We start from the raw sequence: 22,345 nt of genomic DNA on the forward strand, positions 1-22,345 counted from the left end.
TCCAGCGAGAAAATCCATGGCGCGTAAGCAAAGCGACTATCTCGCCGCACTGCTCGCGGACGATGAACCGATTGAGAAATCATCGGAAAATGACCTGATCCAAGCGGAATCGCGGGCGCCGGCCACGCCGCCTGCCCCAATCGAGACCCCACGGGCCGAACGGCTGCGCGGAACCACGCTGCTGGGGCGCGAAAGCGCTCTTGCCCGCGTCGCCAGCGGCGAGGTCCGGCAGGTTACGCAACTGTTGCTCAATCCCGAACGAGTGCGGATCTGGCCCGGGAACGCCCGTTCCTATGGTCATCTGACCGAGGAATCCTGCCGCGAACTGATCGATTCGATCGTGGCGGAAGGAGGGCAGAAAGTGCCCGCCGTGGTCAGGCGCGTCGAGGGTGATCCGGAGCACGATTACGAGGTGATCGCCGGCACGCGGCGGCACTGGTCGATCGCCTGGCTGCGTCGTCATTCCTATCCGGACATGATGTTCGTCGCGCAGGTCGCCCAGCTTGACGACGAGGCGGCCTTTCGCCTTGCCGACCTGGAAAACCGGGCGCGCAAGGACGTCTCGGACCTCGAGCGCGCGCGCAACTACGCCCAGGCGCTCAAGGATCATTACGGCAACCACCAAACGCGGATGGCCGAGCGCCTCAAGCTGTCCAAGGGCTGGCTTTCCAAGATGCTCAAAGTCGCCGCCCTGCCCGACGATGTGGTCGCCGCGTTCGCCTCCCCGGCCGACGTGCAGTTGAAACCGGCGTACCCGCTGGCGCAGGCGCTGGACGATCGCGGGGCCGCGCAAGCCATTCACCGCGAAGCTAAGGCGCTCGCCCGGCTTCAGGACGCCCGACGCAAGGCGGGCGATGCCACGCTTCCCGCCGCGGAAGTGCTTCAGCGGCTGCTCACGGCTCCGGTGGGCGACAAACGCCCTGCCGGACCGCTTGCCGAATGGGTCAACCCCCGCACGCAGCGCGCGGCGGTTTCGGTCCTGTCGTCCAACCGGCAAGGCGCGACAGTGCGCCTGCACGCGGGTTCGGGATCGAACATCGAAGACCTGCTGAAGGGCATCCGCGATGTGCTGGAAAGACTGGCGGCGGACGGCAAGGGCGTACAGGCTTGAGGCCGTGCGACCGCTTTCCGTCGGCCCGCGGATGGCCCCTGCCCCGTCCTGATTGCAGGAACGCGCGCCGCATTGCCGCTCCGGTTTCCCCGGGGAAACTTTCTCCGTGAGCCGGGTGCGCAAGTCTGGCGAGTCAGACCAGTTCGACCTGTTTCTTCCCTACATCGCCGACCTCCCCTTGCGCGATCAGCGCGAGATGATGGAGCGGCCTTTCTTCAGTCTCGCCAAGTCGAAGCGCCTCAAGCCGATCGACTACACCTCCCCCGACGGGAAGCTGTGGGTGCATGTTTCGGCCAACCCGGACTACGGCATGGCGACGATCTGGGATGCGGACATCCTGATTTATTGCGCCAGCGTGCTTGCCGACATGGCCAGGCGTGGCGTGAACGACGTGCCGCGCAAGCTGCACATCATGCCCTACGACTTGCTGCGCGCGATCGACCGGCCCACCACGGGACGCGCCTACGAGCTGCTGGGCCAGGCGCTCGACCGGCTTGTCGCCACAACAATCAAGACCAACATCCGCGCCGAAAACCGGCGTGAAGCCACGTTCTCGTGGCTGGATGGCTGGACCCAGCTGGTCGACGAGAAGACCGAACGGTCGCGCGGCATGACCCTGGAGCTATCCAACTGGTTCTGGGAGGGCGTGATGATGAAGGGCGGCGTCCTGTCGATAGACCGCGCCTACTTCAAGCTTACCGGGGGCCGCGAACGATGGCTCTACAAGGTCGCGCGCAAGCACGCAGGCGGCGCCGGCGACGACGGGTTTGCCATTTCGATGCCGGTGCTGTTCGAGAAAAGCGGTGCCGAAGGCGAATACCGCCGCTTCAAGTTCGAGATCGTCAAGCTGGCGGAAAAGAACGCCCTGCCCGGCTACACACTGTCCATCGAACCCGGCAAAAATGGCGAGCCGCTGCTGCGTGCCACGCGTACCGATGGCAAGGATGGAAGCAGCCGCGCGGCATCCCATCCGGCAGCCGCGATGGTTTCCCCGGGGAAACACCCCTCCCCTGCTCCGCTTTCGCCCTCCCCCCTCCCCAAAGTGGCAACGGCTCCCGCACCGTCAGCGCCAGATCGCCTCGCTCCGACCGACAACGACGACGACATGGTGATCGATGCCGGCGCGCTCGTCCGGACTGCCCTTGCCGGTCTGACCAGCGCCTCGACCCGGGGCTTCGTTACCGGCGAAACCGCGGAGTATCTGCGCGAAACCTGCCCCGGCTGGGACCTCTACGCCCTGCATGCGGAGTTCGAACGCTGGGTCGATGCGGACCCGGAACGTACCCCCGCCAACTGGCAGCGCGCCTTCATCGGCTGGGTCAAACGCCATCACGCCAAGAACCGGAACAGCCTGCGCTGAGTTCCGAGCCGGGCGCAACACCCGCCCGGCTTCTCCTCCAGCCCCGCCTTCCCGATCGCGCGAGAAGGGGGGGAGGGGAGGGGGCCTGTTCGGTTTCTTCAGCGGACCGACGGTCCTTCCGCAATTCGCCCCCTGCTGCGAAAGAGCGCCACCAGATCCAACGCGCCGCAACGCCGATTCCGCGCGAGCTTCCTGCCTCCAACGCAGACCAACGCGGCATTGCTCTTGCTAATGCCCGTTCCCGAAGTGTCGGGCGGGCCAAAGGCAGGCATCGCATTCCCCCACCCACCCGCATGCCGATCTCGCGGTTTTGAACCTTGATTCGGACTCGTTCGCCGGAATTGATTCAAACCTGCGCGGCAGGGATCGATCGGTACGTGATCTTCGATCTATCAGGAACGGGAGTTCGGCAGCCTTCGATCCATCGGGAACGCAAGCACGATCCTTCGAGAACGTAATGTCGTTCCTTCGGGAACGGATTAGCGGCACATCGGGAACGCGCGCATCACGCGACTCGCGCGGAAACAACGAGTCGGAAGGCTGCTCTGCAGCTTTAACTCTTCTAAAGGCGTTTAACCCTATCTAACGCCGCCGGAAATTTCATACTGAAATAGATTCCGGAGAATGCCCGTCCGGCAAGCGCCACCATAATCACGATTGTCAGGGGAGGGGAGGGGATGCGCCGGCTGCGTGCTTTTCGTCCAGGTGGCGCAGCAATCGCAGCAGACGCGGGCCGGCGACATAACCTCCGCCCGCGCCCCGCGCGAGATAGCCTTCCGCCACCAGAGTTACGACCTGCCGGTGCGCGGTTGCCGGCGGAATGGCGAGATCGCGCGCGATATCCGCAATTGGCCGGCCCACACCGTCTATCAGCACGGCGTCGAGCGTTGCCAATGTCCGCTTGAGCGAACTGATGTGCGGCGTACCAGTTCTCATAATATGAGATCGTATCATCTCGTGCACGAATGCCAAGAGGGAAGGGGGAGGGCAGCCATGCGCGCCAAACGCGCTCATGCCCCTCGGGCGAACCTCAACGGTCGGTCCGTGGCGATTTCCGGGCGCCAGCCATGGCAGGATTCATCAAGGCCGCGCGGATATGCACAGTCGCCGCGTGCGACCCGTTTGGCGCGGCCGCAAGCAGGCCTTGGACGGGGGCAGGGCGCGGGTCGACCGTCGGTTGGACCAACCCGCGCTCCGCGTCAGAACGTAGCGATACGGGCGACGAGGCGGACGGACCGGCCGGGCATGACCACCAGGTCCTTGTTGAAGGCGGTGGCGTAGCGCTGCACATCGTTGGTCAGGTTCTGGCCGACGATCGAGAACTCGACGCCAGGATGCGCCTTGAACGGCCGCGCGGTGACATGCGCGCTGAGGGCGTTGTATCCGTCGGTCGGGGTGTCGAACGCGCCGTAATCGTTCTGGCGCCCGTAGTGGATCAGCAGCATCCCTGCGTCGAACCGGGGGCTGGTCCAGTCAACCCCGCCGCCGATTCGGTAGGGCGCGATGCGCGGCACGTTGTTGCCGTCATCCAGCGTGGCGCGGGTATAGTCCCCCAGCACGCGAGCCGTGAGCACGCCCTTGCCGCTTTTCAGCAGGTCGTAGGTCGCTTCGGCCTCCACCCCGCGGAAATGCGCCCCCTGCTGGCGATAGAACACCTCGCGCAGGTCGTTGCCGTCGCCGACCAGGCAGTTGCCGTCATCGTCGCAGGTCCGCCCCGTAAGATCGCCGTAGATGTAGTTGCGGAACCATGTGCTGTAGAGGCTGCCGTCGAGATGGAACGGCCCCTTGTTGACGCGCAGGCTCAGTTCCAGCGCATTGGCGCGCTCGATCCGGAGGTTGGGATCGCCGGTCTCGTAAGTCTGTGGCCCGTCGTGCCCGCCGCGCGCGAACAGTTCGGTCAGCGCCGGGGCGCGGCCGGTGCTGGAGAACGTGGCCCCCAGCTTCACGCCGTCGGTGGCGGTGAACAGCAGGCCCAGCGCGCCGCTGACCGGCGTGTAGCTGCGCGTGGTGAACTGGTCGGTGTTCGGCGTGCCGGTGATGTGGACGTTTTCCACGCGGCCGCTGGCTTCGAGATGCAGGCGTTTCGCCAGTTCGACCTCGGTGAACAGATAGCCCGCGAAATTTTCCGACGTGGCGGGGGAGAGGTAGGAGCTGTCCTGCCCGATCGCCGAGAAATTGCGGTGCTGGTATTCGAAACCCAGCGCCGTGTTGCTGATCGGCCCCAGGCGGTTGAGCAGCAGTTCGCTGCGCATGTTGTATTCCTTGTTCTTGAACGTGGTGTTCACCGAACCGTCGGGGTTCTTCTCCTGGTGCTGGTAATCGCCGTAGCTGCCGTCAATGTTGAGCGACTTGAACAGGCCGGTGCCCAGATCGAACACATCGCGCGTGATCACCTTGGTCTGGCGCATGTCGATATAGGTGGTGTCGCTGGGAATGCCGTATTGCGCGTCGTAGTGCGTCACCGCCAGCCCGACATGGCTGCCGCCGTCCTTGAGGAAATAGGAGCCGCCAACCGATCCGCCCCAGCCATGGAAGAACGAGTTGGCCTGCTGGCCCAGCGGCGTGTCGTAATCATCGGTGTGCCGGTAGTACCCATCGGCGTGGAGCGCGAGATTGCCGGCCCTGGCATCGACCAGCCCCGCGACTTCCGCCGCGTTGTTGACGCTGCCATAGCTGCCCGTCAGCTCCGCGTTGAGCGGATCGGCGGGAAGGCTCATCGGCACGCGGTTGTTCAGCGTGTTGATCACGCCGCCGATCGCCTGGCTGCCATAGCGCAGCGTGGCCGCGCCGCGCACCACTTCGATGCTGCGCGCGGAGAGCGGATCGATCGGCGTCCCGTGGTCCGGGCCGATGTCGGACACGTCGGAAATGCTGGTGCCGTCTTCCAGCAGGCGCACGCGGTTCGAATCCATGCCCCGGATGATCGGGCGCGAGGCGCCAGAAGCGAAGCCGGAGGCGGAGACGCCGGGCACGGTCTGCAGCGCGTCGGCAATGCTGGCGCCACCGGCCTGGCGGATCTGGTCCGCATCCACCCTGGCCGGGATCGAAGGCGTTTCATCCTGCGTGTGGCGGAACGGGGTGGCGGTTACGATGATCGCGGGATCGGCCGTGCCGCTCGCCGGGGCGGAAGCGTCATCGGCGAGGGCGGGAGAGGCCCCCAGCAGCACGGACAGCAGCGAGCCGCCGGCGAGGAGGAAGGGGTAGCGCATGACAGCGTCCTTTCAAGCAAACGCATTCTCACTGTCATGGATCGCAAACGTGGGGTCGGGCGGGGGCATATCCGGATCGCCGCAATGTTACAAGATAACATATCAAAATGCGGCGAATGCCTGAAGGCGATTTGGTTCTGGTCATTGGAGGAGGCCGCAACCGAGATCGAGGCGAGGCGAAACGAAGGGAACTTCTGCGCGACCCGGACGTCACACCCACCGATGTTCAGGCGCGGGCGCCCGGGGTAACACCGCCTTCTACGGCAATGCGCACCATCTCCGATGCGCGTCCCGCACCGAACTTCTTCATGATCTTGCCGCGACAGGCCTCGATCGTGCGTGCGCTAACCCCAAGCCGCTGCGCAATCTCCCGGCTCGATTGCCCTTCGACGACGCCCTGGACGATGCTCTTTTCCCGATCGGACAACAAACCCACCTTGTATTGCGCAATGGAATCACCCGCGTGATTCCAATTCACCCGGGCGATTGCGTCGTCCACCGCACCGGTGAACTCGGCGTCCGTAAAAGGCCAGACAAGGTAGGATTTTGCGCCGTTGAGCGCCGCCGTAATGATGCGCTGGGCGTCCATGTCGCGACAATAGGCAACGATCGGCAACCGTTGCCCCTTTATCGCTATCTTCAGCGCGGCGTCGGCGATCATGTCGTTGCGATCATGGACCAGGAACACGGCGTCATCATGAGCCATCCGGACCGCTTCATCGACGGAATCGAAAGGTTCGGCATGAAATCCGCGCGAGAACAGATGACTGCACATCTGCGCGCGGCACCCCTCCCTGTCGTCCACAACATAGATTTTCTGCATTGTGACAGTAATCCTACGAACCCCCAACGTGCCTGAAAATATCGTCCATTTCGGCGAAGTCTTTGATCGTTATCAACAATAACATCCGTCATGGATCTGTTTGTTTTGTAAATGTTTTCTTTAAAATCAAAGTCCGGCGCGATTCGCGTCATCCGGTCAATGATTCAGATCAAAACAAGCGCCACCACCTGTGCTATGCTCTTCTACACACAGGATAAGGGTATTGCCCTTGTGGATAAAATTACGCGTTTTCAAAGTAATACGGGTCGATGGCAAGGTAGCGGAGGTTGTTGAAACCCGGGCGTCCGACGCTGCGCGACAAGGCGCAGATTCGCAGACATGCCTTTTTCTGAGCGATGGCACAGAGGTGATGCGCGATGACGCTGGCGGTCTTTTCCTTTCGACCACCGGTGAAAGGCTGATGATCCTGGACGAGGGTGATCCGGCGCACGGCTCGCCGAACTAGCCCGCGTGCCTGCGGCCTTGCGAGAACATGGGCCCGGAGGCGTGGGGGTCACGGCGATTTGCGGTATGGCAACTGCGCTGATTGGGGCATGCCCTACAAAGTTCCACCGAATTCACCAGCCAGCCATCGAGCTTGCTTAGCTGAATCCGTTCGTAGAACTGAAAGCCCAGGCGCCCGTTCACCTGCCAGCGGACTTCGGCCGGGCGTTGCAGGAAGTTCTTGATGGACACCATGATCTGCGTGCCATGCGGGAATGTGCGTGGCGTCTTCAGAGTGACGCCGCCACCGCCCGGCGTGATATCGATCAGACTGGCTTCCACTTCCAGCGCCGCGGTCGAAAGCAGCACGCGCGCGCACCGCTGGATGCGCGGGGTGGATCGGCGCGCATCCTTCGGCGTCGTTGCGGACAGGACGTTTTCCACGTCGATGCAGCAATCGAACTGCACGCCAGCCGTCCCGGGCCGCACCCAGCGCACCGTGGCGTCCACCGACAGGCTGCCGCCGAATTCCAGCACAACCCGATCGTCCACGCGCAGCGCCTGCTGCGTCCGGATCTGGGCACCGGACGATGATACGTCCCGCACAAGGCACATGTCATCGGCATCGCCACCAATGAGCCTTGCCACCAGCAGCACCGAATGGGACCGTTGCGATGCCCTTCGCCCCAGCGGCCCGTCGGTCATCGTCCCGGGCTGCAACTCGGCGGGTTTCAGAAAGTCGATTGCGGTCGGCATGGAACACCTCTCCGGTTCATCACGCCGCAAGGATACGCCAAGCAAGAAATGAATTCGTAATCGCACCTTGCGGTTAAATGAAATGGAAAAACGTTGAAATATTAATCATCGATGAGGTTGATTTTTCTTATAAAATCCCTGTCTATTTTTGAGATCGTTATGAAATTCACTGGTTAATTGCTGGCCCTTCGAAACGACTCGCCAACATATCGATATCGATCATGAAGCGGGTGCCCCCGGGGGTGACGGCATCGCCCAGCAGGCCGGACAGGGCGCGCAACTGCTGGCCGATCAGATCGATCGCCTGCAGTTCGCGCAGGTGGTTGGCGATGACGTTCGCGTCGGCGCACAAGCGTGTTCCCAGCGCTTCCACATCCTCGCTCAGCTCCAGCAGCACGTCCGCCGCGACGCGGACATGCGCATGTCCCGATGCTCCGTTCATGCCGCACACCCCAACTCTTCCGGCGCATCCTCAAGAATGGCCTCAAGGTTAAGCACCATCACCATCCGGTCGCCAACCGTCGCAAGCCCTTCGAGAAATGGTACGATCGCCTCCAGCGATACCGCCGGCGGCGGCTGCATCGCATCGGACGGCACGGTCACGATATCGCTCACCGAATCCACGATCAGCCCGCGCGCCTGGCCGCGCACCTGCGTGACGATGATCGCGTGGCGCGGGGAGGCGTCGGTAACCTGCCAGCCCAGGCGCGCGCTCAGATCGATTACCGGCAGCACGCTTCCGCGCAGATTCACCACACCCGCGACATAGTCCGGCACGCGCGGCAGCCGGGCGGCCGGCGTCCAGGCGCGGATTTCGCGGATCGCCATGATGTCTATGCCGAAGATCTGTCCGGCCACTTCGAAAGTAATCAGTTCGCGATGCATGGCTCGCTCCTTCTGTCCATCAATGCGCAACACGCCGCACGGCGGCCACCAGCTTTTCGGCGTCGAACGGTTTCACGATCCAGCCGGTGGCGCCGGCATCGCGGGCGCGCGCCTTCTTCTGGTCCGAACTTTCGGTGGTCAGCACCAGGATCGGCCGATCGCGATGCCGGCTCCCGGCGCGCAGGCGCTCGATCAGCCCGAAGCCGTCAAGGCGCGGCATGTTGATGTCGGTAATGACGACGTCGGCCTCGTTGGCGGCCAGCCATTCGAGCGCGGCCTGGCCGTCTTCGGCCTGAACGACGCTGAAGCCGTGGCTGCTCAGCGCGTGGTTCAGCAACGCGCGCATGCTGGCGCTGTCATCTACAGTCAGAACGCGGGTCTGTTTGTTCATGGGCGGGACTCACTTTCAGAAGAGTTCGACATCGCCGTTGGCGCGGCGCGGTCTGGTTTCAGGCACTTCGTGCGGGGCAAGGCTGTTCACCACATGGCGGCAGCGGACCTGTCCCCGCACCGGACGAAAATCGACGCGGCGGGCGTTGGAGCCGCCAAGGTCTGCGTGCTGCAGCACGATCCGTTCGCGTTCCAGAAAGTTGCGCGCGAAATCCGCGTTCGCCGTGCCGATGGCTTTCATCCCGGTTCGCAGGTTGGCTCCGCCGTAAAGGTGCGCGCGCAAATCCGCCTTGCAGGCGCCCTGCGCCAGCATCTCGTTGATCAGCATTTCCATCAGATAGGTGCCGTAATGCACGTCGATCCTGCCGCCACCGTGCGCGCTGGGCGGCTCGGCCAGCAGGAAGTGGTTCATGCCCCCGACCCCGGCCAGAGGGTCAAAGAGGCAGGCGGCAACGCAACTGCCCAGGACGGTGCTGAATTCGTCACGCGGATCGCTGGTTGCGCGCGCATCGCCCTGCAGGATCGTTACCCGCCGCATCTCCTGCATCGGGGGGAAGGGAGCATGGTGCATGGTCATGCCGCGCCTCCCGCAAGCAGGTGATCGGCGATGCGCTCGATCGGCGCCACGACACGCGCCGCGCCAAGCGAGATCGCCGCACGCGGCATCCCGAACACGATGGACGTCGCCTCGTCCTGCGCGATGGTTTTCGCGCCGGCCCGTGCCATCGCCAGAAGGCCTTGCGCGCCGTCGCAGCCCATGCCCGTCAGCACGGCGCCGGCAGCGCGCGCACCCACGGTCTGCGCGGCCGATTGCAACAGCACATCCACGCTGGGCAGGTGCCCCGCAACCGGATCTCCGGTCCGCAACTTGATGCATGGCGTGGCCGTTCCGCCAATGCGCATGTGGCGATGATCGCCCGGCGCGATGTAGACACGGCCCGGATGCATCGGCATGTCCGGTTCAGCCACCACCACCTCCGCATCACAGATGGCGTTCAGCGAATTGGCGATCGCCGGCACGAACCGGGCGTTGACGTGCTGCACGATTGCGGTGGGAGGGCAATCGGCCGGAAAGCCGCGAAGCAGCGTCTGCAGGGCCTCTATGCCACCGGTCGATGCGCCGATCGCGATCAGGGCCGGTCGTGCCGTACCACCGCGGGCGACCTCCCGGCTTGCCATCGCCCCGCCATCCCGCGCTTGCCGGGCCCCGCTGAATCTGACCTGCGCGGCCTCGTGGATCAGATCGGGCAGAGCATCGCCACCGGTCCGGTCCACCGTGATGTCCGCTTTCGAACAGCAGGCGACAGCCCCGAGCATGAGCGCCCGGGCGGTAACCTCGGCGCCCTTGGTGGTCGCCCCGGACACGATGATGACTGGCGTGGGCCGCAGGGTCATGATCTTTTCCAGGAAATCGAGCCCGTTCATCCCGGGCATCTCGATGTCCAGCGTTACCACATCGGGATTCAGGCGCTTTATCAGGTTGCGCCCCTCGACAGCGTTGGCGGCGGCGCCGACCACCTCGATCCCCGCTTCGCCCGACAATCGGGACAGCAGCAGGGCCCGCATCGTGGCGGAATCATCGATTACCAGGACACGAATGGTCATGCCGCGGCCTTTCGGTAAATAGTGGGGCCTACCGGCCGCAGGATGCGCGCCGCCGGTCCGGTCACGCGCTCGCTGTGCCCGATGTAAAGGTAGCCCCCCGGAGCAAGAGCATCGGCAAACCGTGCCACGAGCTGCTCCTTCGTCTCTGCATCGAAGTAGATCATCACGTTCCGGCAAAAGATGACGTCGAACGGGTGCCGCATGGGCCAAGGCCCCAGCAAATTGAGGATGCGAAAGCGCACCAGCGCGCGCGTCAGGTCGCTGAAGGTCGCCATCCCGTCGGCTTCCTGCGTCCAGCACCGGCGCAGTTCCTGGGGTACCGGTTCCAGATCCTTGGCCGGATAGGTCGCCGCTTCGGCTTGCCGCAGGACATGCGGGGCAAGATCCGTTGCCAGCATCTTCAGATCGCGCCCGGCCAGCCTTCGTCCGGCAAGTGGCTCGCTGCCCAGCAGGGTCATGGCCAGCGACCACGTTTCCTCGCCGCTCGAACAGCCCGCCGACCACAGCCTTGCGCCGCGCCCCGCCTCCAGCGATGCGACGAGCGCCGGCCTGACCTGTTCGGCAAAATGCGCGAAATGGTGCGGTTCACGGTAGAAGAACGTGTGGTTGGTGGTCAGCGCGGCCACCGCGCGGGCTTCTTCCGCCGCATCGGTGCGCAACCGTGCAACGTAGTTTCCGAAACTGCCGCATCCTGTTTCGCGCACCAGCGGCGCGAGCCGCGAATAGACCAGCATGGCCTTGCCTTCCGGCAGTATGATGCCGGCATGGGCATAGGCGATATCGGACAGCGCCCGGAAGTCGACCACCGAATAGATGGCCGGGCTGATACCGGGCAGTGGTTCGGCAAAACCGGCGTGCGCGGCGCTCATGCTGCCTGCCTTTCGGAAAGGATGTTCATCGCGCCGGCCGCAAGGCCATCGACATCAAGGATCAGCGCAACCTGTCCGTCGCCAAGGATCGTCGCGCCGGCGACGCCTTCGACCTGGTGAAAGTGCGTATCCAGGCTCTTGATGACGAACTGGCGCTGATCGTGAATGTGGTCGACCAGCAGCGCCGCCTTGCCCGCCGCTTCGGTATCGACCACGACCAGGACACCCCGTTCGCCGTCCGGCGCGGACCCGCCGATTCCGATCGTCTCGCCCACCGGCAGAACCGGGATGTAGCGTCCGCGCAGGTTGATCATGTGGCGACCGCCCATCGCTTGCAGATCGCCCGGTTCCGGCCGCAGGCATTCGACGATATGGGCCAGCGGCACGACCATGGTCTCGTCACCAACCCCGACGACCATGCCATCGGCGATGGCCAGCGTCAGAGGCAGCGTGAGCGTGAACGTGGTGCCTTTGCCGAAATGGGATTCGATCGTCACGCGACCGCCGAGATCCTTCACGTTCTGACGCACCACATCCATGCCGACGCCCCGCCCGGAAACGCTGGTGACGCTGGCGGCGGTCGAAAAGCCGGGCGCGAAAATCAGGTTGTCGATCTCTTCCGGCGAAAGCTGCGCGTCGGCCGAGACCAGCCCTTGCGCCACGGCCTTGGCCAGCACGCGTTCGCGATCGATACCGCGTCCGTCATCGGCGATCCGGATCAGAATGCGGCCCGACCGATGCTCGGCCGACAAGGTCAGCGTGCCATCGGCCTCCTTGCCGGCGGCAAGCCGCTCCTCTGCGCTTTCGATACCGTGATCGACCGCGTTGCGGATCAGGTGGGTCAAGGGTTCGCCCAGCCGTTCGATCACGGTCTTGTCGAGCTCGGTCGCTTCGCCCGACAGCGACAGACGGACATGCTTGCCCGTGGACGCCGCCAGTTCGCGCAATATCCGGGGCACGCGGCTGAAGACCGTGCCGATCGGCTGCGCGCGGATCGACATGGCGCTTTCCTGGATGTCGCGCGTCAGGGAATCGAGCAGGGTCAACTCCTCGCTGGCGGAAATTCCCTGGTTCGCCATGCGCTGCGCCACCATCGCCTGCGCGATCACCAGTTCGCCCACGGAATCGATCAGCCGGTCGAGCTTGGCCAGGTCGATGCGGATGGTCTGCCCTGCGACAGCCGCCGGAGACGCCGCGGCGGCCGTATCTGCGGCAGCGGCCGCCGGGGCGCTGTCGGCCGGCTGCGATCGGGATTCGGCAGCCTGCTTCACGCTCACCGCCGGCAAAGCGCTTTCGATACGCGGCGCCGGAATGGCCGCATCGTTACCGATCGCGATCGAACAATCGTCTCCCACGAAATCGAAGATGTCACGCGCCTCTGCCTCATCGACATGCGCGGGCATGCGGAACGTCCAGCCAAGGTATCCCTGCCCGGGGACAAGCAGGTCGAGTGGCGGGACGTTCGCCGTGTCGCACAGGATGCACTCCCCGCCGAGGCTTGCGACTTCGCGCAGCAGCAGAAGAGGTTCGCCGCCGTTGAGCATGGCTCCGGCATGCGGACGCACATGCAACAGCCAGCCCTCGGCCGCTTCACCCGCTTCCGCGGTTGCCGCCTCATCCACCCCCACAAGGTCGTCCAGCAGCGAATCAAGGTCGAAATCCAGCTCTGCATCGTCTGCCGAGGCGGCCGGTCCGCATTCATCGACGGCCACGGCCACCGCCTCCTTTGCCGGCGTCGCGCCACCGCCACCCTGCGCGGCGGCCAGCTCCGCAACGACCGCGGCATCGTCGACATCCGGCGCGCCCTCGCGCACCGCCGCGACATGATCGCTGAGCACATCCAGAGCGCGAAGGAGCAGATCAACCAGACCCGGCGTCAGGTCGACCATCCCTTCGCGCACATCCGAAAGCAGCGTTTCGAACGTGTGCGTATAGGCCTGCAGCGCGGCAAACCCGAAAGCGCCGGCGCCGCCCTTGATCGAATGCACCGCGCGAAAGATCGCGTTGACGGTCTCGGCGTCGTGCGTCCCCGCCTGGCACGCGGCAAGCCCGGCTTCGGCGGCCGCCAGCGATTCTTCGCATTCGACGAAGAATATCTGCTGAAGTTCCTCGTTCGTCATGCCGGTTCACTTTCGTTCAGGATAGCGGCGAGTCCCGCCATGCGCGCGATTTCGGACAGGGCTTGCGACGGCATGATGCGAACGGTGTCGCTGGTCTTGCGCGCGCTGATGACAAGCTGCAGCAGGGCCTGGCTGACGTGCGTCACCTGCGCGGCGTCGATCGTCAGCGGACCTGTGCCGACCGCCGCGACAAGATCGGGCAGCAAAGCCTCTACAGTCGCGCGATCGCAGCGGGGGGGAAGCGGAAATGTCTGCATGATGAAACGGGGTCCTTTGCGGGCTGGCGCGGCTCAGAATTCGGACCAGTCGTCTGCCTGGTCGGCGACAGCGGCCGCCGGTTCGGAAGCGAGAGCAAGATTGCCTTGCACCCTGGGTATCGACGGGATTGCGGGCCTGGATCCCGCCGCCGGGCGATAGGCGGGACGGTCTTCGCTTTCGCCCATGCGGAACCGGTCCACCAGCGCGGTCAGTTCATGCGCTTCGCTGGCGAGACTGCGCGCCGCGGCCGTGGCCTGTTCGACCATCGCCGCGTTCTGCTGCGTCATGCGATCCATCTCGCCCACCGATGTGTTGACGTGGCGCAGATTCTGCGCCTGCTCGTGCGCGGTATCGGCAATCTCCGTAACCAGCGCCGAGATCTCACCGACACCCCCGACGATCCTTTCAAGCAGGCCGCCGGCTTCACCCACCAGCATCACGCCATCGGCAACCTGCCGCGAACTCTGGGTGATCAGTTCCTTGATGTCGCGCGCGGCGTTGGCGGAGCGCTGGGCCAGCGCCCGCACTTCGTTCGCCACCACGGCGAAGCCCTTTCCGGCATCGCCTGCGCGCGCCGCTTCAACCCCTGCGTTCAGCGCGAGCAGGTTGGTCTGGAAAGCGATGCCGTCGATCACGTTGATGATCTGGCTGATTTCGCGCGCGGACGACTCGATCGCGGACATCGCCTCGGTCGCCCGCGTCACCACCTCGCCGCCTTCGCTGGCTTCGCGATGCGCGGCCCCGATGGTCTGCTGCACTTCGCCGGCGCGTTCCGCCGTCGACACCATCTTGCCGGTGATCTGGTTCATGGCCACCGCCGTTTCTTCGAGGCTGGCCGCCTGGCGTTCGTTGCGCTGGGCAAGATCGTCCGACGCGGCCCGGATTTCCGATGCTCCGACCAGCACCCCGGCGGCCGCGGCCCGCACCGACTGGAGCGCGGTGGCAAGGGCTTCGGCCGCCGCGTTGAAATCCCGCCGGACGGCATCGTACGCGCCGGGGAAGGGCTTCTCGAGACGGAATTCCAGATTATTGGCCGCAAGGTGCCCCAAGCCGTCGCTGAGGCTGTTGATGATTTCGCGCTCCTCGGCGGCGCGGCCTTTGCGCAGTTCCAGTGCATTGTTGCGAAAGATCGCCATCGCCTTGGTCATCCGGCCAACGCAATCGCGGTATTCGGTGAAGCGGACCGGCGCATCGACATCGCCCGCAGCCAGCGCCTCCATGCGTTGCACGGTCTGGACATAGGGCGTGCAGATCGCGCCGCGCGCGTATGCCAGGATCGCCACCGCCGTCACCGCAAGGGCCAGCGCGGCCGCCATCACCGGGGCGCTGCCGCCGGCGGCGAGCACCAGAATCACGCCAGCGCCGGAAAGCGCCGCCTGAATAGAGATCAGAACGGCGAATTTCGTGCGGATCGGCGCGTCTTTGACAAACCAGTCTAACATCGGACCTCCTGCACCAGCCCCATCCCGACAGCGCCATCTGGACGCGCGGGACTTGCGGTGTGGTGCAGGGTTTATCCCTACGTAATGAACGCAAGGCCCTGTTCGGGGATCGTAAATCTACGATCAGGCGGCAGCGGTTTGCTTGCTTTTTATGGTTAGAAGGGACCCGTGCCCTAGCGGCTGACGAATCCACCAATACGTTGAAATGAAAGACTTATGCCATGCATGACGCAAGGGTTCTCGTGGTCGACGACTCCGCAGCGATGCGCGCCCTCTTTTCCGATCTGCTGGAACAGTCCCGCAACGTCCGGGTCGTGGGAACCGCCGCTAACGTCAACGAAGCGCGCGAACAGATCGAGCTGCTGCGTCCCAACGTCCTGACGCTCGACGTGGAAATGCCGGGCATGAGCGGGATCGAGTTTCTCGAAGAGATCATGGACAGCAATCCCATGCCGGTCGTCATGCTTTCCAGCCTGACGCAAAGCGGTGCCGTGACGACGCTGCGGGCCTATGAGCTGGGCGCGGTGGAATGCTTTCCGAAGCCTTTGAAAGTCAGCCCTGAACAGTTCGCCAAGAACGTCAGCAAGCTTGGCAAGATCGTGCTGGCGGCCGCCAACAGCAACGTGCGCCAAAAACGGCCCCATCACGTGAATCGCTGGCACAAGGAGCAGTTCCACTGGAACGGCACGCTGATCGCCATCAACGCATCGATGGGCGGGTTCGAGGCCCTGACGGATCTGTTTGCCGCTTATCCGCCCAATTGCCCGCCGACGGTAGTGGTTTTGCAAGCGGAACCCGAAGTGGCCAATGCGTTCATCCAGCGGCTGAACACCGAACTGGCCTGCACCGTAACGCCCGCAAAAGACGGTACGCCGCTGCTCCAGGGCGGCATCTACATCGCTTCCGATCCGGATTTCCACGTCGTGCTGGAAGCGGGCGAACCGGCGCAGTTGCGCCTTCTGGCGAGAGAGCCGGCCAACGGGGTTCGCCCGTCGGCCGACCTTCTGTTCGGAACGATCGCCCGCGCAGGCGTGCCGGCCATCGGCATCATGCTGTCCGGCCTGGGGCAGGACGGGGCCAAGGGCCTTTTGCTGATGCGCAACGCGGGCGCCGAAACGTTCGCGCAGGAACGAGGCAACGCCATCGTGCCCGAGGCCCCCACCGCGGCGATCAACCTGAACGCGGCCACGCACGAACTGCCAGCCGACCAGATAGGCGCCGAAGCCATCAAGGCCTGCACAGAAAAATAGACCTGCAAACGTCTCAACCGATCGCGAAGGACCACTCATGAGCAATATCAACGTAAACGAATTCGTGAACGAGCGCGTCGATTTCTTCGGTATCGACGATGCCGATTATGGCAATTTCGCCAAGATTGCCGAAGCGCTGGCCCGTCATGCCCCCGCCGCGCTCGATCGCTTCTACGACAAGGTCGGAGCGACTCCCAAGACGGCGGCCTTCTTTTCGTCGCGGCAGGCGATGGACCACGCCAAGGGCAAGCAGATCGCGCATTGGGCGGCGTTGTTCTCGGGCCGGGTGGATGGCAGCTACATCGCCAAGGCGGAACAGATCGGTACGGTCCACGCCCGCATCGGGCTGGAGCCGACCTGGTACATCGGCGGCTATGCCCGCGTCCTTTCGGCCATCATCACCACCATCTGCGACAAGGGCTCGGGCCTGTTCGGCAACAAGGCCGCCGGCCGGCAGGTAGCCACGCTGGTCAAGCTGGCTTTGCTCGACATGGAAATCGCGCTGTCCGCCTATTTCAAGGCCGAGGAGAAATCCCGCCTTGCCGTGATCGAACAACTGGGACACGCGCTGGCGGAAGTCGCCAACGGGCGTTTTTCCACCAAGCTCGAAGGACTGCCCGAAAACTATCGCCAGATTGAAGCCGATTTCGAAACGATGCGTCTCGAAATCGGCGGCGCGCTGGCGTCGGTTGCCGAGGCGGCATCGACGATCAACACCGGCGCTGCCGAAATCCGCCAGGCTTCGGACGACCTTGCCAACCGCACCGAACGGCAGGCTGCCTCGCTTGAGGAAACAGCCGCCGCGATGCAGGAGCTGACCACCGGCGTGCGCGAAGCGGCCGATGGCGCCGTTCACATGACCGGTTCTGTGGCGGAAGCCGATCACGAGGCCGTGCAGGGACGCAACGTGGTCAAGGAGGCCGTGGGCGCGATGGACGGAATCCATCGCACGGCCACCGAGATCAGCAAGATCATCGACGTGATCGATGGAATCGCCTTCCAGACCAACCTGCTTGCGCTCAACGCGGGCGTCGAAGCGGCCCGGGCGGGCGATGCCGGCAAGGGGTTTGCGGTGGTGGCCAACGAAGTGCGGGCGCTGGCCCAGCGCTCCGCCGACGCCGCCAGCAATATCAAGCACCTGATCAACGGCAGCGTTGAACAGGTCGAACGCGGGGTCAAGCTGGTGGGGCAGTCGGGCGAGGCGTTCGGTTCGATCGCGGCGCGCGTTGGCGAGATCAAATCGCTGGCGACGGGCATTGCCGATCTCGCGCAGGCCCAGGCGCTGAACCTGCAGCAGGTTAACGATGCGGTTCGTGAAATGGACCAGATGACGCAGCACAACGCGGCAATGGTGGAACAATCGAACGCCGCGTCGCGCAGTCTGGCCGGAGAAGCCGAACAACTGGCCACGCTGGTTTCGCGCTTCAACGTATCAGGCGCCGCGGTCGTGCCCATTGCCAAAGCCAAGGACCGGCGCAAGACACCGGCGGCCNNACGGCCGAGGACTGGTCGGAATTCTGAAGCGGCAGCCGGCCCATGACGCCGTGCATCTGCCCGGGACTGCGCGGTTTCGCTGGCCGGAACCGCCACAGCCGAAAGACGCCTAGCCATGCGCGAATATTCCATCAGCCATTTCGACTTCCCGGGCAGTGACGGACTGCCCGGCGAGGCCGCGCCGAAAAACGTCTCCGACGGCGCGGCCTCGCCCCTCCGTGATCCCGACACGCCATCGCAAGTCGGCATGCGCAGCCGCTTCTACCAGCATGCGCTGGACGAAGCGGCGGTGGTTGCGGTGACGGACCGCAAGGGGACGATCGTTTCGGTAAACCGGAAGTTCTGTGACCTGTCCGGCTATTCGCGCGATGAACTGATCGGCCAGAACCATCGCGTCTTGAAATCCGGCCGCCATGATCGCGCCTTCTTCCACCAGTTGTACCACACGATCAGCCAGGGCGGCATCTGGCATGGCGAAATCTGCAACCGGGCCAAGAACGGCGGGCTTTACTGGGTTGATACCACGATCGTGCCGTATCGGGGGGCCGATGGTGAAATCGAACGGTACATCGCGATCCGTTTCGACATCACCCGCCAGAAGATGGCCGAGGATCGACTGTGGCATCTTGCCAACTTCGATCCGCTGACGGGGTTGCCCAACCGGCTTTGGTTCATGAATGAAATCAAGGACTGCATCCACCAGGGCCTTGAACGCATAGCTCCGTTTGCGATCGCCATGCTCGATCTCGATAATTTCAAGGATATCAACGACAGCCTGGGCCACGCCGCCGGCGATAGCGTGCTGCGCGCCGTGGGCGACCGTTGTCGCGCGGCGATCAGGAATGGCGATTGCATCGCCCGCATCGGCGGAGACGAATTCGCGATCATCATGCACGACTGCGGTGATCCGAAGATGGCCATGGAACGTGCCGACACCCTGTTGCGAGCCATAACTCCGCCGGTCCATGTGAAGGGTAGCGATCGGACAATCTGCGCCAGTATCGGCATCGCCATTTTCCCCCGTGATGGCTGGGACCAAAACGAATTGCTGAAATGTGCGGATATCGCGCTCTATTCCGTGAAATCGAACGGACGGGCGCGTAGCGCCCTGTTCGACAGCGAGATGCGCCAGGCGGTGCTGCAGCGCGCGCGCATACGGGCCGATTTCGAGACCGCGCTGCACACTGGTCAGCTACGTGTGTTCTATCAGCCGATCATCGAGAGTGAAGGTCGTTCGCCGATCGCGATGGAAGCCCTGCTGCGCTGGCAGCATCCGCGCGATGGCCTGATTTCGGCTGCGGCTTTCGCGGACGCCTTGATCGAGGAGAGCCTCGCCGCCAGGGCCGACATGTTCGTCCTGCGCACGGTGATCCGGCAGATCCGCGCATGGCGCGATGCGGCGGTGCCGTTTCGCTCCATTTCGATCAATGCAACGATCGCGGATTTCAGATCATCCGACTATGTCGACCTGATCATCGAAGCTGTCGAAAGCGGCATGATCGACCGACGGGACATCTGCGTGGAAATCAACGAGGATACGCTCCTTGGAAGCCAGCAGAACGAGGCGATCCTGCAAATCAGCCGCTTGCATGACGCAGGCGTGGGAACGGCCTTCGATGATTTCGGCACCGGGTTCGCATCCTTGCGGCATCTGCGCGATATTCCCGTGGACACCGTCAAGATCGACAAGAGCTTCATCGATTCCGTGGAAACCAAGCCATCCGACTGTGCGATTGTGACCAGCGTGATCGAACTGGCCCATCGGCTGGGCAAGAAGGTGACTGCCGAAGGCGTGGAAACCCTGGCGCAAGCCGACATCCTGCAACGGCTGCACTGCGACAGCATCCAGGGCTATCTGGTCGCTCCGGCGATGGACAACACCATGATCGAGCGGTTCATCGGTGACATCGAAGTGTGACCGCTGTTTTCACCCTGTTCCGCCGGTTCAGCGCGCGGCCTTGACCCAGCCGTGCATGTCCATCCAGCGCACGAACGCATCGAACCAGCCGGTGCTGGTCGTTGTCTTGGGGTACATGCCGAATCCGTGCCCGCCCTGTTCGTAGAGGTGGAATTCGACCGGACGCCGGGCCGCGCGCCAGCTTTCCACGAGGCCAAAGCCATTGTTGGCGAAGAAGGGGTCGTCTGCGGCAATGGCCACGAACATCGGTGGCGCATCGGCCGGCACGGTGACAGGGGCAAGCGGGCCATAGACAAGGCCGAGGAAGGCGGGCCGGGCATCCTGTCCGGACAATTCGGTAGCCAGCGTCAGCATCGCGCCGGCGGAAAAGCCGACCATGCCGACACGGTTGGGATCGATATGCCATTCGCCGGCACGCTGGCGGATCAGCGCGAAAGCGGCGCGCGAATCGGCAATTTGCGGCGCAAGCCCCGCCATCCGCTCTTGCGGGGTCGGCTGGGATTGTGCCGGAGACTGCGAAGCGCGGGCCACCCCCGCGAACATGGCGCGCATGGACTTGTCGAACTCGGCCATCGTCGCCGGGGTCTGGTTGAGCCGGTACTTCAGCACGAAAGCGGCGATGCCCCTGGCGGCAAGCGCCTTTGCCACGTCGGAGCCTTCGTTCTCCATGGAGAGCGTGAGAAAGCCGCCGCCCGGCGCCACGATCACGGCCGTCCCGCTGGCCTTGGCGGGATCGGGCAGGTACGGGGTGAGCGTCGCGATCGTCACATTGCGGGCGAAGCGGCTACCATACTGCGCATGCCACGTCTCGGGGTTGCGTGCGCCGGGCAAGGGGCCGGTGCCGAGTTCGATCGCACCAGGCTGGGCCGGTGTGGGGATCGGCGTCATAGCGTCGTTCTGAGCCCGGAGCGGTGTCGCCATGGCCAGCGCCGCCGCGAGGCTCGTGACGGCAAGACGCGCCGGAAAGTGCCGGGTTGCGCGGGATTTGGCCTTGCATCCATGCTTCATGACATCTCTCCTGAAGATGCGCACCCTGTTTTCGGGGATCGGCGGGCGCGCCGTTGCCTCATGTGGTAGCGATACCATTGCGTCGGGGCAAGGGGCCAGCCGCATGCCCCGGCGCTTGCGCGGCCCGAAGCCGCTACAGCCATGCGGAGGGTACGTTGAAAACGAATGCGCGTCCGTCCGCACTTGATATTGGCGGTGTGGCCTCGTAAGGTAGCGCTATCAATTAGAGAAACAAGGGATGCATTGATGGGTATGAGCCTTACGGCTTGTCTTCCGCACGACTTTACGGACGGGGCCTTCATCGGTCGTGCGCAAGCGCCCGATGGGCCGCATGTGCTCGTCCTTGCAAGCGGCAGAATCCGTGACATCACCGAGATTGCGAGCACGGTTTCCGGTGCGCTGGCGCGGGGCGTGCCCGATGGGGGCAAGGACCTGGGCGCCATCGAGGACGGCTTGCCCGAAGGCTGGGAACTGCTTTCGCCGATCGACATCCAATGCGTGAAGGCCTGTGGTGTGACCTTTGCCGTTAGCGCTATCGAACGTGTGATCGAAGAACGCGCGCGGGGCGACGCGGGCGCGGCGGCCGAAATCCGCATCGGGCTGGAGGCCACGATCGGCGCGGGCATCCGCGCGGTGGTGCCGGGCAGCGAAGAGGCGATGGCGCTGAAGCAGGCGCTGATCGCGCAAGGCATGTGGTCGCAGTATCTCGAAGTGGCGATCGGGCCGGACGCGGAAGTGTTTTCCAAATCGCCCGTGCTGTCGACCGTGGGCCACGGCGCGCCGATCGGGGTGCGTTCGGATTCGAGCTGGAACAACCCGGAGCCCGAGGTCGTGCTGGTGGTCGATCCGGCCGGCAAGGCCGTTGGCGCCACGCTGGGCAACGACGTGAACCTGCGCGATTTCGAAGGCCGTTCGGCACTGCTGCTGTCGAAGGCGAAGGACAACACCGCGTCCTGCTCCATCGGCCCGTTCATTCGCCTGTTCGACGCGGGCTTCGGCATCGACGACGTGCGCCGCGCCGATGTGGAACTGGTGGTGGAAGGGCAGGACAACTTCCGCATGGAAGGCACCAACCGCATGACCGAGATCAGCCGCGATCCGCTCGAGCTGGTCCGCCAGACGCTGAGCGAACACAGCTATCCGGACGGATTCGTGCTGTTCTGCGGCACCCTGTTCGCCCCGACGCAGGACCGCGACGAACCCGGCGGGGGGTTCACCCACAAGGTGGGCGATCGCGTGACGATCCGTTCCGAACGGCTGGGCACGCTGACCAACACCGTCACCACATCGCGCGATGCGCCCAAGTGGGCGATGGGCATCGGCGCCTTCATGCGCAACCTGGCCGCGCGCGGTCTGGTGGACCGGGCGTGAACGCGGTGACGTCGACCGCATCCGGGGCTGCT

Annotated in this window: 21 protein-coding genes; 6 read left to right on the plus strand and 15 right to left on the minus strand. The window is 64.3% G+C overall.

All coding sequences use genetic code 11. The annotated features are described in order from the left end of the window. Positions 1-16 precede the first annotated feature (16 nt). Both B3547_RS07805 and B3547_RS07810 read left to right on the plus strand, forming a co-directional pair. On the plus strand, positions 17-1,111 hold the full coding sequence (locus tag B3547_RS07805; protein WP_292961825.1) for a ParB/RepB/Spo0J family partition protein: 1,095 nt from the start codon (positions 17-19) through the stop codon (positions 1,109-1,111). A gap of 106 nt (positions 1,112-1,217) precedes the next feature. After that, complete coding sequence (locus tag B3547_RS07810) at positions 1,218-2,471, plus strand: replication initiator protein A (protein WP_292961827.1); 1,254 nt, start codon at positions 1,218-1,220, stop codon at positions 2,469-2,471. Between the two features lie 660 nt (positions 2,472-3,131). Here B3547_RS07810 and B3547_RS07815 read toward each other — a convergent pair. From B3547_RS07815 to B3547_RS07880, 14 genes are all read right to left on the minus strand, one after another. Beyond that, positions 3,132-3,407, minus strand: coding sequence for a helix-turn-helix domain-containing protein (locus B3547_RS07815; protein ID WP_292961829.1), 276 nt, complete (start codon positions 3,405-3,407; stop codon positions 3,132-3,134). A 263-nt stretch (positions 3,408-3,670) separates the two neighbouring features. Further along, the gene (locus B3547_RS07820) at positions 3,671-5,680 is read right to left on the minus strand and encodes a TonB-dependent receptor plug domain-containing protein (protein WP_292961830.1); all 2,010 of its coding nucleotides are present in this window, start codon (positions 5,678-5,680) and stop codon (positions 3,671-3,673) included. A 226-nt stretch (positions 5,681-5,906) separates the two neighbouring features. After that, positions 5,907-6,503 (minus strand): response regulator transcription factor, encoded by a 597-nt coding sequence (locus B3547_RS07825; RefSeq protein ID WP_292961831.1) that lies wholly within the window; start codon positions 6,501-6,503, stop codon positions 5,907-5,909. Positions 6,504-6,744: 241 nt separating this feature from the next. Further along, the gene (locus B3547_RS07830) at positions 6,745-6,954 is read right to left on the minus strand and encodes a hypothetical protein (RefSeq protein WP_292961832.1); all 210 of its coding nucleotides are present in this window, start codon (positions 6,952-6,954) and stop codon (positions 6,745-6,747) included. A gap of 11 nt (positions 6,955-6,965) precedes the next feature. After that, positions 6,966-7,733: a PilZ domain-containing protein gene (locus tag B3547_RS07835; protein WP_292961834.1), complete on the minus strand. Its 768-nt coding sequence runs from the start codon at positions 7,731-7,733 to the stop codon at positions 6,966-6,968. A gap of 136 nt (positions 7,734-7,869) precedes the next feature. After that, positions 7,870-8,145 carry a hypothetical protein gene (locus B3547_RS07840; protein WP_125953212.1) on the minus strand — a complete coding sequence of 92 codons (276 nt, stop codon included), beginning with the start codon at positions 8,143-8,145 and terminating at the stop codon, positions 7,870-7,872. Then, positions 8,142-8,588, minus strand: a complete 447-nt coding sequence (locus B3547_RS07845) for a chemotaxis protein CheW (protein ID WP_125953213.1) — start codon at positions 8,586-8,588, stop codon at positions 8,142-8,144. The genes B3547_RS07840 and B3547_RS07845 overlap by 4 nt, the downstream gene beginning before the upstream one ends. A 19-nt stretch (positions 8,589-8,607) precedes the next feature. Further along, positions 8,608-8,979, minus strand: coding sequence for a response regulator (locus B3547_RS07850; RefSeq protein ID WP_125953214.1), 372 nt, complete (start codon positions 8,977-8,979; stop codon positions 8,608-8,610). A 15-nt stretch (positions 8,980-8,994) separates the two neighbouring features. After that, positions 8,995-9,549 carry a chemotaxis protein CheD gene (locus B3547_RS07855; protein WP_371431877.1) on the minus strand — a complete coding sequence of 185 codons (555 nt, stop codon included), beginning with the start codon at positions 9,547-9,549 and terminating at the stop codon, positions 8,995-8,997. A 2-nt stretch (positions 9,550-9,551) separates the two neighbouring features. Next, entirely contained in the window at positions 9,552-10,583 is a 1,032-nt protein-coding gene (cheB, locus tag B3547_RS07860) for a chemotaxis-specific protein-glutamate methyltransferase CheB (RefSeq protein ID WP_292961840.1), read from the minus strand. Next, positions 10,580-11,452: a CheR family methyltransferase gene (locus B3547_RS07865; RefSeq protein ID WP_292961842.1), complete on the minus strand. Its 873-nt coding sequence runs from the start codon at positions 11,450-11,452 to the stop codon at positions 10,580-10,582. Before B3547_RS07865 ends, cheB begins: the two co-directional genes overlap by 4 nt. Continuing rightward, positions 11,449-13,572, minus strand: a complete 2,124-nt coding sequence (locus tag B3547_RS07870) for a chemotaxis protein CheA (RefSeq protein WP_292961844.1) — start codon at positions 13,570-13,572, stop codon at positions 11,449-11,451. The genes B3547_RS07865 and B3547_RS07870 overlap by 4 nt, the downstream gene beginning before the upstream one ends. Further along, positions 13,569-13,829 (minus strand): STAS domain-containing protein, encoded by a 261-nt coding sequence (locus tag B3547_RS07875; protein WP_292961846.1) that lies wholly within the window; start codon positions 13,827-13,829, stop codon positions 13,569-13,571. The genes B3547_RS07870 and B3547_RS07875 overlap by 4 nt, the downstream gene beginning before the upstream one ends. Before the next feature lie 33 nt (positions 13,830-13,862). Next, on the minus strand, positions 13,863-15,272 hold the full coding sequence (locus B3547_RS07880) for a methyl-accepting chemotaxis protein (RefSeq protein WP_292961849.1): 1,410 nt from the start codon (positions 15,270-15,272) through the stop codon (positions 13,863-13,865). Between the two features lie 242 nt (positions 15,273-15,514). Here B3547_RS07880 and B3547_RS07885 point away from each other — a divergent pair, with 242 nt between their 5' ends. The 3 genes from B3547_RS07885 (at position 15,515) to B3547_RS07895 (ending at position 19,934) form a co-directional block, all read left to right on the plus strand. After that, on the plus strand, positions 15,515-16,522 hold the full coding sequence (locus B3547_RS07885) for a chemotaxis protein CheB (protein WP_292961852.1): 1,008 nt from the start codon (positions 15,515-15,517) through the stop codon (positions 16,520-16,522). Positions 16,523-16,559: 37 nt separating this feature from the next. Continuing rightward, positions 16,560-18,062, plus strand: coding sequence for a globin-coupled sensor protein (locus B3547_RS07890; protein ID WP_292961854.1), 1,503 nt, complete (start codon positions 16,560-16,562; stop codon positions 18,060-18,062). Positions 18,063-18,131: 69 nt separating this feature from the next. Continuing rightward, positions 18,132-19,934 (plus strand): putative bifunctional diguanylate cyclase/phosphodiesterase, encoded by a 1,803-nt coding sequence (locus tag B3547_RS07895; RefSeq protein ID WP_292961856.1) that lies wholly within the window; start codon positions 18,132-18,134, stop codon positions 19,932-19,934. A 27-nt stretch (positions 19,935-19,961) separates the two neighbouring features. Here B3547_RS07895 and B3547_RS07900 read toward each other — a convergent pair whose 3' ends face one another. Beyond that, positions 19,962-20,942, minus strand: coding sequence for an alpha/beta hydrolase (locus tag B3547_RS07900; protein WP_124811356.1), 981 nt, complete (start codon positions 20,940-20,942; stop codon positions 19,962-19,964). Between the two features lie 246 nt (positions 20,943-21,188). Here B3547_RS07900 and B3547_RS07905 point away from each other — a divergent pair, with 246 nt between their 5' ends. Further along, positions 21,189-22,313: a fumarylacetoacetate hydrolase family protein gene (locus B3547_RS07905; protein WP_292961858.1), complete on the plus strand. Its 1,125-nt coding sequence runs from the start codon at positions 21,189-21,191 to the stop codon at positions 22,311-22,313. Positions 22,314-22,345: the final 32 nt, after the last annotated feature.

It is taken from the genome of Novosphingobium sp. UBA1939 (genome assembly GCF_002336885.1).
Lineage (GTDB): Bacteria > Pseudomonadota > Alphaproteobacteria > Sphingomonadales > Sphingomonadaceae > Novosphingobium.